The sequence below is a fragment of the Vibrio bathopelagicus genome, assembly GCF_014879975.1.
Classification (GTDB): domain Bacteria; phylum Pseudomonadota; class Gammaproteobacteria; order Enterobacterales; family Vibrionaceae; genus Vibrio; species Vibrio bathopelagicus.
The window spans coordinates 757,834-774,281 of record NZ_CP062501.1; the positions used below are offsets into that span (position 1 = coordinate 757,834).

At 44.1% G+C, this 16,448-nt stretch carries 15 protein-coding genes; 8 read left to right on the forward strand and 7 right to left on the reverse strand.

All coding sequences use genetic code 11. The features are described from left to right. Nucleotides 1-91 precede the first annotated feature (91 nt). Both yjjG and yddG read left to right on the forward strand, forming a co-directional pair. Nucleotides 92-766, forward strand: coding sequence for a pyrimidine 5'-nucleotidase (gene yjjG, locus IHV80_RS19730; protein WP_192891984.1), 675 nt, complete (start codon nt 92-94; stop codon nt 764-766). A 166-nt stretch (nt 767-932) separates the two neighbouring features. Next, nucleotides 933-1,862, forward strand: a complete 930-nt coding sequence (gene yddG, locus IHV80_RS19735) for an aromatic amino acid DMT transporter YddG (RefSeq protein WP_192891985.1) — start codon at nt 933-935, stop codon at nt 1,860-1,862. Nucleotides 1,863-1,897: 35 nt separating this feature from the next. Here yddG and IHV80_RS19740 read toward each other — a convergent pair whose 3' ends face one another. Next, nucleotides 1,898-2,794 carry a cation diffusion facilitator family transporter gene (locus IHV80_RS19740; RefSeq protein WP_192891986.1) on the reverse strand — a complete coding sequence of 299 codons (897 nt, stop codon included), beginning with the start codon at nt 2,792-2,794 and terminating at the stop codon, nt 1,898-1,900. A 361-nt stretch (nt 2,795-3,155) separates the two neighbouring features. On the opposite strand from IHV80_RS19740, the gene IHV80_RS19745 reads away from it, so the two are divergent. Next, entirely contained in the window at nt 3,156-3,506 is a 351-nt protein-coding gene (locus IHV80_RS19745) for a hypothetical protein (RefSeq protein WP_192892180.1), read from the forward strand. 60 nt (nt 3,507-3,566) lie between these two features. Here IHV80_RS19745 and IHV80_RS19750 read toward each other — a convergent pair whose 3' ends face one another. Beyond that, nucleotides 3,567-4,445 (reverse strand): LysR family transcriptional regulator, encoded by an 879-nt coding sequence (locus IHV80_RS19750; RefSeq protein WP_009845583.1) that lies wholly within the window; start codon nt 4,443-4,445, stop codon nt 3,567-3,569. A 161-nt stretch (nt 4,446-4,606) separates the two neighbouring features. On the opposite strand from IHV80_RS19750, the gene IHV80_RS19755 reads away from it, so the two are divergent. The 3 genes from IHV80_RS19755 to IHV80_RS19765 all read left to right on the forward strand — a co-directional run bounded on the left by IHV80_RS19755 (nt 4,607) and on the right by IHV80_RS19765 (nt 8,119). Next, nucleotides 4,607-5,206: a class I SAM-dependent DNA methyltransferase gene (locus IHV80_RS19755; RefSeq protein WP_192892181.1), complete on the forward strand. Its 600-nt coding sequence runs from the start codon at nt 4,607-4,609 to the stop codon at nt 5,204-5,206. A gap of 374 nt (nt 5,207-5,580) precedes the next feature. Next, on the forward strand, nt 5,581-7,146 hold the full coding sequence (locus IHV80_RS19760; protein ID WP_192891987.1) for a YjjI family glycine radical enzyme: 1,566 nt from the start codon (nt 5,581-5,583) through the stop codon (nt 7,144-7,146). Nucleotides 7,147-7,204: 58 nt separating this feature from the next. Continuing rightward, on the forward strand, nt 7,205-8,119 hold the full coding sequence (locus IHV80_RS19765; RefSeq protein WP_192891988.1) for a YjjW family glycine radical enzyme activase: 915 nt from the start codon (nt 7,205-7,207) through the stop codon (nt 8,117-8,119). 49 nt (nt 8,120-8,168) lie between these two features. Here the strand turns inward: IHV80_RS19765 and IHV80_RS19770 are convergent, their stop codons facing one another. The 5 genes from IHV80_RS19770 to yccS form a co-directional block, all read right to left on the reverse strand. After that, a complete protein-coding gene (locus tag IHV80_RS19770; RefSeq protein WP_192891989.1) occupies nt 8,169-9,080 on the reverse strand; it encodes a LysR family transcriptional regulator in 912 nt (303 codons plus the stop codon). Between the two features lie 53 nt (nt 9,081-9,133). Then, complete coding sequence (locus tag IHV80_RS19775) at nt 9,134-10,393, reverse strand: hydroxymethylglutaryl-CoA reductase (RefSeq protein WP_192891990.1); 1,260 nt, start codon at nt 10,391-10,393, stop codon at nt 9,134-9,136. A gap of 186 nt (nt 10,394-10,579) precedes the next feature. Further along, entirely contained in the window at nt 10,580-10,900 is a 321-nt protein-coding gene (locus IHV80_RS19780) for a hypothetical protein (RefSeq protein ID WP_192891991.1), read from the reverse strand. 121 nt (nt 10,901-11,021) lie between these two features. After that, complete coding sequence (locus IHV80_RS19785; protein ID WP_192891992.1) at nt 11,022-11,183, reverse strand: hypothetical protein; 162 nt, start codon at nt 11,181-11,183, stop codon at nt 11,022-11,024. 334 nt (nt 11,184-11,517) lie between these two features. Further along, complete coding sequence (gene yccS, locus IHV80_RS19790; protein WP_192891993.1) at nt 11,518-13,722, reverse strand: YccS family putative transporter; 2,205 nt, start codon at nt 13,720-13,722, stop codon at nt 11,518-11,520. Between the two features lie 177 nt (nt 13,723-13,899). On the opposite strand from yccS, the gene helD reads away from it, so the two are divergent. Continuing rightward, nucleotides 13,900-15,975 carry a DNA helicase IV gene (helD, locus tag IHV80_RS19795; protein ID WP_192891994.1) on the forward strand — a complete coding sequence of 692 codons (2,076 nt, stop codon included), beginning with the start codon at nt 13,900-13,902 and terminating at the stop codon, nt 15,973-15,975. A 105-nt stretch (nt 15,976-16,080) separates the two neighbouring features. Continuing rightward, on the forward strand, nt 16,081-16,431 hold the full coding sequence (locus IHV80_RS19800; RefSeq protein ID WP_192892182.1) for a VOC family protein: 351 nt from the start codon (nt 16,081-16,083) through the stop codon (nt 16,429-16,431). The last annotated feature ends 17 nt before the right edge of the window (nt 16,432-16,448 follow it).

The window sequence follows — 16,448 nt, forward strand, 5'->3', positions numbered from 1 at the left end:
CAAAATTGATAGTAGAATGCACATCTGGCCTTTGAGGCAACGAGAAAATAAATACAAGCACAGCTCAACCGCGCGAATAATAGGACATAAAATGAAGTACGATTGGATATTCTTTGATGCAGATGAAACCTTGTTCCACTTTGATGCTTTTCAAGGAATGAAGCTGATGTTCTCCCGTTTTGGCGTGGACTTTAGCGAACAGGATTATTCAGTTTATCAAGAGGTTAATTTGCCGTTATGGGTTGATTACCAAGATGGCCGCATTACGGCGGCACAACTGAAGCACGCGCGTTTTGAAACCTGGGCAGCAAAGTTAGAGACAACAACAGCAGCATTAAACAGCGCATTTTTGACCGCAATGGCAGACATTTGTTCTCTGCTTCCTGGTGCAAAAGAGTTGATGGAGTCATTAAAAGGCAAAGTGAACATGGGCATCATTACGAATGGTTTCACCGAGCTGCAATCTATCCGTTTAGAACGAACAGGAATGACGGACTACTTTGAGTATGTGATCATTTCTGAGGAAGTCGGTGTTGCTAAACCAGACGCTGAAATTTTTGAACATGCACATAAGCTGATTGGATTGCCATCGAAGCAGCGCGTATTGATGGTCGGGGACAACCCACATTCTGATATTTTAGGTGGCTTGGATTTTGGTATTGAGACCTGTTGGTTGAACAGCCAAGAGAAAGCAACGCCAGCGGGTATTAACCCACACTATCAGGTTAAGTCTCTGGCTGACCTGCAAGCACTTCTATTGGCATAATAGCTAATTGCTTTTAGATTTTTGAGTGAATGATTGATAGCCGAGTACAGTTATGTGCTCGGCTACTTATTTTTACTTACTGCAACTTATCGATAGTGGTGCTTAAGCCTATCTTTGCTTTAAGCTCACTTTGATTACCCAATTACAATAAAAAGAAGGAAGAGGCGTGCTGAAATCTCATCGCCATAGCTGCTACGGTATTGCTGCCATTTTACTTTGGAGCTGCTTAATTGCATTGTCTCGTAGTGTTTCAGAACAACTGGGCCCAATTGGTGGCGCAGCCAGTCTTTATACGGTGAGCTCACTGCTGTTGGTCTGTGTTATGGGGTTACCTAAGCTGTCGCGCTTCTCTAAATCGTATTTGATGATCGGTGGTACCTTATTCGTTTGCTACGAGATCTTCCTGGCTCTGGCTTTAGGAATGGCAAACAGCCGACATCAAGCCTTAGAAATGGCCGTTATCAACTATCTATGGCCAGCACTAACGGTGTTATTTGCGGTACTGCTTAGCGATAAAAAGATCAACTGGTTAGTTTATCCAAGCATCTTTTTGGCGTTCTTTGGTGTAGCTTGGAGTATCAGCGGCGATCAGGGGCTTTCTATCGATCAAATCGCGGCCAATATTGCGACGAATCCAAAAACCTATTCGATGGCATTCTTCGGCGCGATTATTTGGGCTGTGTATTGCAATTACACCCAACGCGTTGCTAAAGGGCAGAATGCGATTGTGCTTTTCTTTATCGCTACCGCGGTCACTCTGTGGATCAAATACGCATTGAGTGATGAAACCGGCATGGTGATGACTTCATGTGCAGCGATTGATTTAGTGCTTGCTGGGGCTTGTATGGGGGCTGGTTACGCGCTTTGGAACACGGCGATACTCGGTGGCAATATGGTCTTCCTCGCCACTATGTCGTATTTCACGCCCATCTTCGCGACCTTATTGTCTTCTATGATTCTAGGTTTGTCATTGAGCATGAGTTTTTGGCAGGGTGTTTGTATGGTGACGATTGGTTCACTGGCTTGCTGGTGGGTAACCAGAGAAAAGCCGACGGCTAAGGCGTCGGCTTCTGAAGAGGTTCAATCAGAGTCTTAAGTTAGCGAGAGACTGACTGTTTAACTCTTGGACTTTTAACTCGCGATATTGAGATTCAATTGAAGCTCATATGGCATCTTAGATAGGCGTCGCTTAAGTTGGCGGCGCGTACGTTCAATATCATCGACCGCAATCGCTTGTTGGTCGTTGGTATGAATATCAACGTTGATTCTTAGTTCCGGGCCAATCTTAGTCACGCCCATTAACTCCAAATCTTGATCCGCATCTTTGTCCACAGCGACAACATTCTTATCTACCGCATCACAAATATCTTTGGTTGCCGACATCATCAGCAGTTCACGCATTGCTTCTCGTAACATGTCGAACGGAACTTTGATGAAGTAGAAAGACATTAACAACATCATCATTGGGTCGGCATATACCGCGTACTCTGCAAACGGAGAGTAAGCTACCAACCAAGCAACAACGAAACCTGCCGTTACTGCCACACTCAAAAGTGTATCCATCTGCCACTGTTTAGACTCAGCTTGAATCAAACCTGAAGAAATACGTTTGCTCTTGTTGGCGATGTACCACCAAGCGTAACCACAACCTAATACGTTGAAAATACCAAACAGAGTTGCGATAGAAGCATCGACTTCACGACCGCCTGTCATCAGAGCACCAATCGCGGAGTAAAGCGAATAACCGACCACAAGCAGAATCACAATTGCTTTAATCGCGATTACGATTGGCTCAATGATAGCTCGACCGAATGGGAACTCCCTGTCTGATGGGCGATTAATGTATTTCGAAGCAGCTAGTGACAATAAAGTTAACAGTAAACTGATAAGAGAATAGACACCGTCAAATACTATGACTAGAGAGCCAACGAGAAGACCCAACACCAATCCGCCAATTGCAAAGCCTGATGCTAAAAGGGCTGAGAACAATAGTACTCGGTTTTCGTTTTGGCTTTTCCTGTCACACATAATATTTTCCAGATGTTTTTGATAACTTCATTGTTCTAATATTGAGCTAGCTTTACAAACTTTATCTGATGACGTTTATATGTCGGCAACCCGTTTTATATTAAAGTTATTACTATTCAATTGCTTAACGATAGATTTTGGTGTCAGTAAAGTTGACGATGACTGTTTTTTAGGAAATGTGAAACTGGCGTTAAATGGTTTATGATTAGTAAAACACATAGGTTTTGAAGGTCTCATAGGCTCGCTGTGTAAAGGGTCAGGGTGTTAAGGTTACAGAAATCGCACTGAAACCTTATACCTTAAACTTGGGTTTGAACCTTGAGCGTAAAGCTGAGTGGAACTTGAAAAGGAGTGGATGAAGATGAAATTTGATGATCTCAACGATAGCGAGTTGTGGGCGATTGCTAACCCGATAATGGACAACTTGATGGACGGCTCCACCAAGGTTGACCATGCTCAACACTGCCGAGACTTTACGCAGCGCATGAAGGATATTGTGACGTCTGAGTATCTGGAAAAGGTGTGTCATCATTATCAGCACAGCAACGGATTTTTTGCTGAACGTGAGCCAGTTGCGCTATTCAGACGCTCCGATTCCATCGCCTTTGTTTGGAAGCAGGCGTATACCATTGCGAAAGGTGAGTTTGTGGCAGAAATGGTGCTGGTTGAAGAAGACGGACGTTATTTAGTGGATCACGTGATGGTCTTCTAAAGGAGAGCTTTCTATTTGTTAGATGATTTCAAGTATCGAGATAGAACATTATCTGACACTTTAAAAATCAAACAAGTAATCGCTGATCTGATCCGCTAACCAATTCATACCTGGGTGTTCCGCCATACCTGCCGCGGTAAACATACAGTAGTCTTCTTGAGTCAAGCCATAAGTGTGCTTGATCACCGCCAGTTCCTGTTCACGTAATAAATGGCGTATCAATGGCTCAGGCATTACGCCCCATGCATCTTCTCGTAGAATCGTATCCAACATAAAGTCGAAGCTAGAGAAGCCTATGTATCGGCGAGAGAAGGGCTCAAGCTCAGGGTTATCTTTTTCATTAAGATAAACCATCGTCGCTTGCATCGAATTTCTTAGTACTTCATCCGACACTCTTCGCATCGCACTTAAATCATGTCCTTTCTTACATACCGACATCATTCGGATCTTGCCGAGTGGGTTGTAGATAATTCTTGGGTCGTCTACACGCTCGTAATCGACACCAAATGCAAAATCAACTTGCTGGGTTTCGACAAGATTAGCCAAGTCGCCGCTAGAAGCGAGAACGAAATTGAAAGAAGTGGAAGGGTATTTGTTGTTTAGGGCGTGCGATAAACTTTGCCACATTTCATCGGGTAGGGAGTCATCGCGTGCGATCCAAATTTCGGCGTTGAATTCACCCGAAACATGTAAGCAGGTTTGCTTAATGCGTGCAGCTGTCACTAACATGCCTTCGCAATCTTTGTAGATAGCTTTGCCTGCTTCAGAAAGCTCAACGTGGTTGCCACTGCGAACAAACAGTTCGACGTCTAACTCTTTTTCCAAGGCTTTGATCGACATGCTCAGTTTGGTTCGGTTGCATTCTAGCTGTCGAGCAGCCTCAGAGACTGATCCTAAATCAGCAACTGAACAAAAGGCTTGGACTTGAGAAAGGTTCATTTCATTTCCATATTGAGCGGGTGGCAGTGCATATTATCTGAATATTGTGCTGACTATCTTAGAAATAGTCCATCTTTGCATGATAACTCTATGACGAATTGACTAATTTGGTTTATTCTGGGGGCGTTCCGAACCTACAAGAAGTAAAGATGGAGGCCATGATGGCGAAACAATGGGACGAGTACGCACTGGATTGGGATAAAGATCCCGCTACTGCTGTATTCGCACAGTCCGCATTTGACCAGTTAACGCAGCTCGTTGATTTGAACGGAACCCGTGTCCTTGATTTTGGTTGTGGTACAGGATTACTCAGCCAGAAAATATCTCCTTTTGCAAAAGAGATCATCGCTCTCGATATCTCAGAAAGGATGATTGAAGAGTTAGATAAAAAAGAGCTGTCTAATGTAGAGCCTGTCGTTGATATCTTATCGCGCGGACTTGCAGCCCAACACCCAGCATTCAGAAACCAGTTTGACCTAGTGGTAGCTTCTTCGGTGTGTGGTTTTATCCCGAACCTACAAGACACAGTCAGTCTGATTTACACGCTGCTTGAAAATGACGGCACGTTTGTACACTGGGATTGGTACTTGGAAAGTGACAGTGAAGACTACGGTGTTAGCCAACAGCGCTCAGAGAATGTATTGAGTGCAGCCGGCTTTGCAGTAGTTGAAGTCTCCACACCGTTCTCGATTGACACTCCACAAGGTACTTTGAAGGTATTGATGGGTGTAGGTCGCAAACAAGTGGTTCCTCATCTATAGCTCTTTTGTCTGTAGTTGACGTATCTATAGTTGCTCATATAACTGTACTCACGCTTAATTGACTAAACCCACATCAACGATCTTTTGATTCGTTATGTGGGTTTTCTATTTTTACGCGCTTGTGTTTCAAACAAAATAGCTAAATAGCTAAATAGCTAAATAGCTAAATAGCTAAATAGCTAAAGCTACTTTCTAATATTGTCTGATTACTCGTCCTATCTTGCTACACCCTAACCTCATAATTGATAAACCGACAGCTGCCAGTTTCTCTGTGGTTGTTTCCATTTTGGAAATATACTCTTGCATACATTTCATTAGTGGAAATGTAAGTATGAGATATAAAATAAGCCCATAAAAATATTAAGGGTTTAATCATGAGCCACCAATCTGCGTCATCTACTTCTTCACCATTTTCACTGCAACAACAACGCTTTAGCAATATCATTTCAGATGCCAACCTGTCCCCAAAACAGAAGTCGAGCTATCTTGCCTTAGAAGCTGAAGCTAGCCTGCCGTATATGCCGGTAAGCAATGAAGTAGAGCAAGCCTTACAACAAGGTGTGCTGTGTGACATGTTTGAAGGGCACGCTCCATTTAAGCCGCGCTATGTGCTTCCTGATTATTCTAAATACTTACATCAAGGCTCAAAGTATTTAGAGCTTAGCGCGGCAACTAATTTCGACGAAGCATTGAACATGCTCACCATCCTTTATCATCACGTTCCATCGGTGACTTCAATTCCGGTTTACTTAGGTCAGTTGGACGATGTGTTGATGCCTTTTGTTGGCGATTTGACGGATGAGCAGGTATATCAAAAGCTGAAGCTGTTCTGGATCATGCTGGATCGCACACTACCAGATGCATTTATGCACGTGAATATTGGGCCAAGTGACAATATTGTATGCCGCACCATTTTACGTGTGGATGCTGAATTGAAGCAGATCGCGCCTAACTTAACTTTTATGTATGACCCTGCCGTCACGCCTGATGATCTGCTTCGTCATGCGGCGAGCAACATTTGTGAATGCAGCAAGCCGCATATTGCCAATTATCCTGCACACGCCGCTGCGTACGGTGATAAGCGTTTTGGCATTGTGAGTTGCTACAACTCTTTGCCTCTGGCGGGTGGTTCAAACACGCTAGTACGTATGAACCTGAAGCAAGTGGCTCTGAAATCTGAGGATAGCGTAGACTTCTTACAGCAAGTATTGCCTAACTACAGCAGTATCATGGTTGAGTTAATGAACGCGCGCAGCCGTTTCTTACATGAAGAATCAAACTTTTTCGAGGGTTTCTTAACCAAAGAATGCCTGATTGAAGAGGACCGTTTTGCGCCAATGTTTGGCATTTACGGCATGGCTGAAGCGGTCAACATCTTAATGGAGAAAGAAGGCAAAGCAGGGCGCTATGGTCACGATGAACAAGCCAACCAACTTGGACATCGTATCTCTGAAAATCTGGCAGAGATCGTTGAAAGCTCTGAAGTGAAGTATGGACTAGAAGGTAAAGCCTTGTTGCACGCTCAAGGTGGTATTAGCTTAGACGAAGATGTGACACCTGGTGTGCGTATTCCTTATGGAACAGAACCTGATCCAGTTTCTTATGTACGTGCGACGGCTGGTCACCATAAGTTCTACACCTCAGGCATCAGTGACATTCTGACGATCGACGAAACGGTGAAATCAAACCCAGAAGCGATGTTTAACTTGTGCAAAGGGGCGCTCCAAGCGGGTTACCGTGAGTTTACTGCCAACGTTGCATCGAACGACTTAGTCCGTGTGACTGGCTACATGATTAAGCTGTCTGATATTGCGAAATACGACGAGCAAGGTTCACGCACCAATACCACTTTCCTTGGTGCTGAAGCTGCAAAAAATACTGGTATCCTAGAGCGTAAGCCACGTGTGGCAAGCTTAGAGATGTCACCGACATACGAATAGATTTAACGTGCGTGTGTTATGTGTGTGTGATGCGTTTCGAATGCGAACAATGTGAATTATGAAAATTTCTGATCTAACAACTCAAATGGCTAGGGTTAAAAATAATAAGACAGAAAAACAAGCGAAGGTCAGCCGTGTGCTGACCTTTTCTTGTGTTGATGGACCCGGAAATCGCTTGGTACTGTTCCTACAGGGCTGCAATTTCGATTGCATCACTTGTCATAACCCACACACAATCAACCACTGCAACCATTGTGGAGATTGCGTTAGTGGCTGCCCGAGCAGTGCTCTAAGTCTTGTTGAAGGCAAAGTGAAGTGGGATCCGGTAGCTTGTACCAACTGCGATCAGTGCATCGATACCTGTGATCATAAGTCGAGCCCTAAAATCACCACGATGACGGTCTCAGAGGTGCTTGAACTTGTCAGGCATAATCAATTTTTCCTGAGTGGTATTACCGTTTCGGGTGGCGAAGCGACGATGCAATTGCCGTTTATCATCGAACTATTTCAAGCGATCAAAAGCGATCCGCAATTGGGTCATCTCACGTGCTTTATTGATAGTAATGGCTCACTGTCGCAACAAGGGTGGAATAAGGTGTTGCCTTACCTTGATGGTGCAATGATCGACCTAAAATCATGGCAATCTGAAACGCATCAATGGCTAGTGGGTAGAGGGAACCATCGAGTGTTTGAAACCATCAACTACTTAGCAGATAAAGGAAAGTTACATGAAGTCCGGTTGCTGCATATCCCTAATAAAAGTGACCTCGATATCGAGGTAGAGCAGGTCGGTTACTACTTGAAGGGCTTGCCAAGTGATGTTCGAATTCGGCTGAATGCGTTTCAACATCATGGAGTAATTGGTGAAGCTTTGGAGTGGCCTAAATGTACAGAACAACAGATGCAGAGTTTTCATGACAAGCTCTACTTAATTGTTCAAAGGCCAATGCAAACACCTGAGGTATATAGTTAGTCTCTTATAAAAACCTGGCAGTTTATAAAAAGCTATTTTCTTGCAAAACCTAAGCTTCTAAGAACAAATCACACAACCATTTGATCGCTTGGTCATTCATGTTTGGCTTGTTCCACACTAAGCTATACGCCACTTTACCGTAATCAAAAGGGAGCGGCTTACTTACCAAGCCTTGTGCTTGTTTGGCATGCCCAGTCCATTGTTTAGAGCAAGTGAAGAGGAACGGTGTGTGGTGACACAGCACCGCCGCTGCGCCAAAATCCGCTACCGATATCGCCATATCTCTCGGCTTGTGACATTGCACTAAGTTTTGCTCAAAGTAAGGCTTAGACAGCTCGTTATCTAAGATCCCAATGTGTTTGTAATCTAAATAGCCTTCAACCGTTAGCTCTTGCTGAGCGAGAGGGTGGTGAGCGCCCATCAAACAAACCATTTCATCAGGAAGAATCGTTTCCCACACCAACTCTTTATTATCCGTTGGTGGTTGGGATATATCATGGGGCAACAAGATCAAATTGACCTTACCACTGAGCAAAGCATCGAATCCAAGCTCCTGTTTTGAATAGATATTAAGTTTGGCTTTTGGTGCAAGTTCAGTGGTGATTTTGCTGATCTTCGAGGCAAACACTTCGAAGGTACTTTCACGCATCGAAAGTGAAAAGCTGCCTTGATACTCTTGAGGAGTAAAACTTTTTTGGTGAAGTAGCCCGTTCATGCTGGAAAGAATCGCGTGAACGGTGGGAGCTATTTTCAGGGCAAAGGGAGTCGGGATCAGCTTGGTGCCGTCTCGATAGAAAAGCTCGTCGTTGAGAATGTCACGTAGCTGAGACAATGTCTTACTCACACTCGAAGGGCTGACAAAGAGTTGCTCTGAGGTTTGAGTGACGCTGTGGGTGTTTAGCATAATATGAAGCGCAGTGAGGTGTTTAAGGCTCACTCGCGATAAATGTAAGTAATCCATACACAACTCACTCAATGCGTGACAACGGTCGGTTTAAGGCTTTATAACAGAAACTAGCGCGCTAACTTGTGATGAGCTCGCGAAAAGTGACCCGCACAGAATGCGCCTACAATGGATAACTCACCCGCCAAACATAGTGCAGCACAGACTTCAGCGAGGGCTTGTGATTTGCCGTTGCCATGCAGCTCTAGTAAATCGAGACAGGCTTTTTGACTTGGTAGGCTTGTACCGCCACCGACTGTCCCTAACATCAAGTTAGGCAGCGTCACGCTCGCGTATAAACCACCTTCTTTGTTGAGCTCCATACGAGTCATACCAATCGCTGACTCAGCAACACACGCTGCGTCTTGGCCGCAAGCGATATAGAGTGCAGCCAGTGCATTGGCATAATGGGCATTGATACCAATCGTACCGCTTAGCGCGCCACCGACTGTAGTCATTTGTCCGAACTGCACCATCTTCTCTGGTGTGGTATGGAGGTACTTAGCGACAAGTTCAGCAGAGATATTAACCTCGGCTGTGACCTTTTTGCCACGAACGCTGCGCAAGGTTTGAGTATTGGCTTTTTTGTCGCCCGATAAGTTGCCATCAAGAAAGGCGTGATCGGGTTTAACTGGTGTATGTTCAATGATGTACTCAAATACCGCGTTGGTTGCGATAGTCACCATATTCTGGCCAGAGGCATCTCCGGTTAGAAATTCAAACACCAAGTAAACATGGTTGCCTTCGATGTTGATGTTGATGTCGGTAAGCTTGCCGTGTGATGTTGTTGATTCCGCCAAGATCTTGAACTGGTCATATTGAGTCACAGCCCAAGCCACAAACTGTCCGGCTTCAACTAACCCTTGGAATGCGAAACCAGGCGTACGTGTTACACCTTCATTGAGCAACATAGCACTTGCGCCACCACAAGCCGTAATCAGCTTTGAACCACGGTTATAAGACGCGACAAGCGCCGCTTCTGTCGTTGCGAGTGGTACGAGGTAATCACCCGTAGCAAATAAGCCATTGACTCTTAAAGGACCAGATATGCCGACAGGGACTTTAACCGTGCCAATAAAGTGCTCAATGTTTTTCTCATACGCTTGGACCTGGCTTTGTGTATGAGGGTCGAGCAGTTCTTGCTGTGAATCTGCATTATCGAGAGCTGTCCAACGACGTGTGAGATCCTTTTCTGTCAGGTAGGGGCTAGGAGTCAGCTTATTTACTGGCTTTTCAAAATGAGGCTGGAGCTTCTTTTCTAATTCGTCTGCGGAGATGTCGCCTCCTAAAATAGAAACATAGTCACGGCGATGCAGATTTAGTTTTGGCATAAATAGTACGAAGTAAAGTTTGTGCTGCAAGAATAGTTTGCGCTGATTCTACCGAGTAATAAACCAGAAACAAGCGTCAGATATAATGAGTTACAGTTTGTGTGCTTATAGAGTCAAAAAGCATCAAAAGTGGTTGAATCAAACGGATTCAGGACATAGGAAACAAGCACTAAGTGTGAGTATAGATCAGATATGGATGTCGAGAAGACTGCCGATGGCTTCGTTTTGACGATCAACGACACTCGCGCCAACGCGGTTGTAACTTGCGCTTTGTGTCAGTTTAATCACGGAATCTGTTGAGGATGAAACAGGTTCGGGTTCTTTGTCTTTTAAAGAAAGAGATTTTTCAGGTTCGATTTGGTTGAAGCTAAGATCGCTAGATTGGGATAAGTCATTTGATTCGGGAGTGTGCTGAGTGGATTGGTTCAGTTCAATTGCCGCTTCTTCAGCCATATTGGTTGACTGCTGAATAATGGCATAACCTGATTGAATCCCTGAAATCGACATGTCAGAACCTTTAATTGACGTATGGAATGAGTCTAGGTTGACGATATTTTGAGCGCAATGGTGAACTGGTGTAATTTACGGTGAAACTGTGAACTTAAGCTAAAATAGTGATCGCTGTCTACTAATTAAACAGGTCGTTTAGAGCGTTTAACTCTTCGTCTGTAAGAAGAGCTGGCTTATCTGTTTCAAGGTTTCCGTCGATTTCACCTTGAAGTGCCTTCAATTGTTGAGGGCTAAGAAGCTGTATTTGCTCCTTAAATGCTTCAAATTGCTGTGTATTCATAATGTGACCTTAGTTCAAATACATATGCTCTATTGAGCATAGACTAACGATGCAAGAAATCAAACCACATTAAGTGAAAATTAAAAGAAGTTTGAGGGCTCTTGAAACTAAGGAAACTATAAATTGCTCTGGTTGTTTTTTGTCCGAGAATTGTCAGGCAAAGTTAACGCTTGGTTAATCAAAGTCAGGAAATTCCTACAAAGTAAAAATGCCCTGATCCCTTACCTGACGGGGCGTGCAGTTAGTTTACTATCCCTACTTATAGGTATTGGTATAATAAACCATACATACACCTATTGATCATTATGTATTCAAATTATGTATCTTTCTGTTTTTACAGTATTTTATCTTCTGGATCTGAATTCGCCTTTTCGAGAGGCTTTTCGATGTTCACTTTAACGGCAAACTTGGTGGCCAAAGTGTGCAATTCTGGGAGCATTCGATAGATCAAGTGCAATTGCTGTAGGACCATCCTGACAGAGCTTTCGTCTTCTTCTCTCCACTCACTTAAACGTTTATCAAGCTCAGGATCATAAGCATTCTTGACTTCGCATTGCTCACGATGAGAATACAGCTGATCGTTCAGAGCATCGAGATGCTCGTGTATTACTCTGTGTGCATCTAACACTAGTTTGTGTGTCGCCTCATCATCAATACGTGTTCTGTGAGCCCCCAGCGCCGAGATATAGCTGAGTAGAGCATGATTGAGTGTTAGGAATCGGAAGCTCTCATCTTCAGAGGTTCGATACTTACCCGGTTCAACCAACATGCTGCTGATAGCGACAGTCAGGTTGGCATCGTTATTGTGCGCACTACGGCGAGAAATACGGTAGTTGAGCGTATCTTTTTTGCCTACGCGATACTGGCCAATGATCTGAGCCAGATAATTCTTATTTGAATCAAGGGCATCTGCCATCACCTTGTGCAGTCGTTTCGATTGCCAGTCCGGTAAAATGTAAATCACAGCCAAAACTGCAAGCGCACAGCCAATGAAGGTATCCGCTAGCCTTGGTAATACCACGGCATAGCCTTCGCCGAGCTGATTGAAACAGAACAACACCAACAAGGTGATAAAGCCTGTTGCGAAGCCGTAGTTATTGATACGGAACGCAAAGAACATCACGCCACTGATCACAATAAAAACCAATTGGCTCTCTTGAGATGGGAAGAAGGTCAGTAGCGGAACCCCAATCAACAAACCAGCCACTGTGCCTACCACACGGGCTGTCAGTTTTTGTCGCGTGGCACTGTAGTTTGGCTGACATACGAACAGTGTCGTTAGCAAGATCCAATAGCCACGTTCGATATCAAAACCTTGAATGATACCGTAACCGAGCGTCAGCGTGACGGCCATACGTATCGCGTGGCGAAACAGCATAGAGTCAGTGTGCAGATTGGCTCTGATCTTTTGCCACATAGCAGTCAAGGTATGTGGGTTGGTATCATCTAACACATCTTCTTCTAGCTTCTCAGCGTCTGGGTTACTGATATTCGATAGCTGCTTTTCAACGGTTGCCAGATTGCTGAACAGATAATCCAACTGGTTCAGCAACGGTTTCCATTCTGGTTTATTTTGCTGATGAAGGTGAGTGAGTGAGGACATCAATTCATCAAGCGCCAATACAGATTTATCGCCATGTTGGTATTCTGCGCCAACCTTTAGTGAACTCGCGACTTCTTTACACGCGGTTGCTTGAGCCTCTAAAAGATACTTGAAACGGAATAACACATCCGATCGCTCGAAGTGTTTGGCCAGTTCTTGATAACGGTAGTGGGTTGAACTCACACGTTCATGAATGTCTTGTGCGATGAAATAGGTATTCAAGAATCGGTCGCTTGGGCCATCGATGTGCCCGCGTTTAGAACGGTTAAGCAGCGTCGCTTTACACATGTTGAGTGCGTTAACAGTACTCGCATTCAGTTTGGCTTCGATAATACGGTGTGGCTGTGGAACAAGGTCAGACACCGGATAAAACAACTCAGCCTTAGAGTTCATATAGGTGCCGATTTGATCAAACACGGTCGCAAGGTTTTGCTGCACAGGCTGCATTGGCCATACGATTTGCCAAATCATTGACATGAAGTAGTACCAAGCCGCACCTGTTAATAGCAATAATGGTTGAAACCATAAGTTGATGCTCTCGTGCGCGCCGAGCATGGTGTAAATAGCGACCAGTAGAGAGCCAAATGCGATACTCGCGTATTTAGGACCAATTGCTCCAAGCATAATGAATGAAAAAGTCGATGCAAAAAGACCTAATGCAAATAGCCAAGGTGTATCGAATAACAGCTCAATGGAGAAGGCTGCGATAGCAAAACAGATAAAGGTTAGGGTGAGTGCTTTTAGGCGACCTGTAAAACTGTCGTCACTTTCAGCCAGTGCAGCCGCGATGACACCTAAAATTAATGGGGTGATCAGTGTGTTTTGTTCGTAATACCAAGCTGGAATCACAACACCGAGTAGGGTGATGAGAATTAACACGCTGTAATTTATAGTTTTATTCGCCCAATAAGGGCGTAATTTGGCAGAAAAGTCCACAGTCGCTCACTTGACACACTAAAACCATAATCCTAACAGAAATCAAGCACAAGAATTTGATACTTATCCATAATTGGCCTTAGGTGGTCATGAAAGCGTCGATAAGATGAGAGACATTATTAATTCTTATTGCATCATGATATAAATTCAATATTCCCAATTAAAGAGCACGCTCCAATGCAGCTAAGCGCTAACAAGACTGCACAGTTTTTTATTCAAAATGAATATCATCAGGTTGAACTTGATGGTCCACGTCTGCTGCTGTCTTCGGTAGGCAGTGAAGAACGTATTCCGTTTACTATTTGGAGTGGCAAGATCGCGATAAAGCGCGGATTGTTCTGGGGATCGTTACAGTTCTTTGCCAATCAACAAGATGGTCAACAGCGTAGTTGGTTAGTACAAGGTTTACCTTGGGATCAATGTCGTCAATTTGCTCGTGCGTCGGTTGCCGCTTATCAACGTTGGCACGACACTCAATGTGAGCAGCTTGCAGAACATGTTCCGCAATGGGAGGCTGAGTTGACGCGTCTTGAGCAACTGCCAGCTTTCCTTCCTCACTCTAAAGTGAACATCTGGGTCGACATGGTCAATTCAGACTTAGAAAGCATGAATATGAGCTTAGAGGAAGCCGCTCAGCGCATGCCAAATCGTGTTGCTAGAATGAAACCGTGGTTGTCTGAAACTGAAATCAAACAAGCTGACAGAAACCAGCAATGGCTAGAGACTGAAAGAAAGAATTGGGAAGTGTTGTTTGCTCAATGTGAGTCGTCTCCATTGAATTTGTCGCAGCAATATGCGGTTTTGATGAACGATGACCATAACTTAATTCTTGCGGGTGCTGGTTCGGGTAAAACCAGTGTTCTGACAGCTCGTGTCGCGTACTTGTTGCAAAGCCATCAAGCGCAAGCTGAAGAGTTACTGTTGCTTGCCTTTGGTCGTGAAGCGGCTCAAGAAATGAAACAGCGTCTCGACAGTAAAATTGGTTTGTCAGCAGAGAAGGTGCAAGTCAATACTTTCCACCAGCTAGGCTTGAAGATTCTGAATCAGGTTGAAACCGAACGTGTTGTCATTTCTCCATTAGCCTTAGATGACAATCAACGCCAAGCTTGGTGCATTGATTGGCTTAAAAAACATTGGATGACGCCAACCAACTTCAAACGTTGGCAAAAGCACTTATCTAAATGGCCAATAGCTTATCTGACTGGCGATGATGAACTCGGAAGTCACGTTTCTAATCTGAAATTGATTGGTTGGCTAGAGAAACAGCTTGAGCAGTTGAATGCATCGGGTCTATCAAAGAAAGAAGTACAACAGCAGCTTATCGATCATAGAGACTACACGCGTCTTAATAGTGAATTATCACTGTGTTGGCCTTGTGTTACCGCGTGGCAGAAAGCGTTAAAAGAAGAGAATCATATCGACTTCTCGACCATGATCAGCCGTGCGACTCAATATGTCGAGAAGGGCAAGTTTGTCTCTCCTTGGAAATTCATCATGATCGATGAATATCAAGATATCTCACCAGACCGTTTAGCCTTGGTTGAAGCCTTGTGTAATCAATCTAAATCAGAGTATCAAGCCTCTATTTTTGCCGTAGGTGATGACTGGCAGTCCATTTATCAATTTGCTGGAGCGGATGTTGATTTAACGACTGGCTTTAAAGACAGGTTCGAAAGTTCGACGATCCACCATTTAGATACCACTTATCGATTTAACAATCAGTTAGGTGCGGTTGCGAATCGCTTTGTGCAAGAAAACCCGATTCAATTGCCAAAAGAACTGAACAGCTTTAAGCAACAGAAACAGAAGGCGGTTTACAGCTCATCAAGCAAAGATGTTGAGAAGATCCTCGATCAGCTGAACAGGCAGGCTAAAGGCAAACAAAACAAGTCCGTTATGTTGTTGGGCCGTAATCACTACCATAAACCGGAACTATTGGAAGATTGGAAAAAGATCTTCACCTCGATCGATCTGAAATTTATGACTTGTCACGCCAGTAAGGGTAAAGAAGCGGATTTTGTGATTATACTTTGTGTAGACGAAGGTCAATTCCCTGCGAAGAAGAAGCAACTTCATATTGATGGTGCTTTGACGGAATCGTCAGATGTCTTCCCTTATGCTGAAGAGCGACGTCTGTTCTACGTGGCAATGACACGTGCGAAAGAGAAAGTTTGGATTACGCATAGTGGTGATGGTTCGGGCTTCGTACAAGAACTTCACGGTTCAGATTATCCGGTCGTTCGTAAAAAATAGCGCCAGTTGAAGGCCTTAACAATGTTAGGTCTTCAAGAAGATAACTACGCTAGAAAAAGTCACAAAATACCAAACTTGAAAAACAGTTCACCAGAGGATGCTGACATGGAACACGGCTCTATCAATTACATAGAATTTCCTGCTCGCGATATTGAGGCAACCAAAACGTTTTTTATTCAAGCGTTTGCTTGGCGCTTTGAAGATTACGGACCTGAGTATTCTGCTTTTGAAGGTAAAGGCTTAATGGGCGGTTTTTATTTGGCGGATCTAGCGTCTAATGCTGGAAGTGGAGCGGCGCTGATGGTTTTCTATAGCGAAAATCTTGAGCAAACCGAGCGTGATGTGATTGATGCTGGTGGAAAGATTAATCGTGAAATATTCAGCTTCCCTGGTGGACGACGTTTTCATTTCCTTGAACCGAGTGGCAATGAGATGGCAGTGTGGAGCGATAAATAATTAGCTCTATGAGATCC

Excerpts from the sequence above, each read along its gene's own strand:
- yjjG (WP_192891984.1), top strand. The coding sequence starts at position 92 with ATGAAGTACGATTGGATATTCTTTGATGCAGATGAAACCTTGTTCCAC.
- IHV80_RS19740 (WP_192891986.1), bottom strand. The coding sequence starts at position 2,794 with ATGTGTGACAGGAAAAGCCAAAACGAAAACCGAGTACTATTGTTCTCA.
- IHV80_RS19745 (WP_192892180.1), top strand. The coding sequence starts at position 3,156 with ATGAAATTTGATGATCTCAACGATAGCGAGTTGTGGGCGATTGCTAAC.
- IHV80_RS19750 (WP_009845583.1), bottom strand. The coding sequence starts at position 4,445 with ATGAACCTTTCTCAAGTCCAAGCCTTTTGTTCAGTTGCTGATTTAGGA.
- IHV80_RS19755 (WP_192892181.1), top strand. The coding sequence starts at position 4,607 with ATGGCGAAACAATGGGACGAGTACGCACTGGATTGGGATAAAGATCCC.
- IHV80_RS19760 (WP_192891987.1), top strand. The coding sequence starts at position 5,581 with ATGAGCCACCAATCTGCGTCATCTACTTCTTCACCATTTTCACTGCAA.
- IHV80_RS19765 (WP_192891988.1), top strand. The coding sequence starts at position 7,205 with ATGAAAATTTCTGATCTAACAACTCAAATGGCTAGGGTTAAAAATAAT.
- IHV80_RS19770 (WP_192891989.1), bottom strand. The coding sequence starts at position 9,080 with ATGGATTACTTACATTTATCGCGAGTGAGCCTTAAACACCTCACTGCG.
- IHV80_RS19775 (WP_192891990.1), bottom strand. The coding sequence starts at position 10,393 with ATGCCAAAACTAAATCTGCATCGCCGTGACTATGTTTCTATTTTAGGA.
- IHV80_RS19780 (WP_192891991.1), bottom strand. The coding sequence starts at position 10,900 with ATGTCGATTTCAGGGATTCAATCAGGTTATGCCATTATTCAGCAGTCA.
- IHV80_RS19785 (WP_192891992.1), bottom strand. The coding sequence starts at position 11,183 with ATGAATACACAGCAATTTGAAGCATTTAAGGAGCAAATACAGCTTCTT.
- helD (WP_192891994.1), top strand. The coding sequence starts at position 13,900 with ATGCAGCTAAGCGCTAACAAGACTGCACAGTTTTTTATTCAAAATGAA.
- IHV80_RS19800 (WP_192892182.1), top strand. The coding sequence starts at position 16,081 with ATGGAACACGGCTCTATCAATTACATAGAATTTCCTGCTCGCGATATT.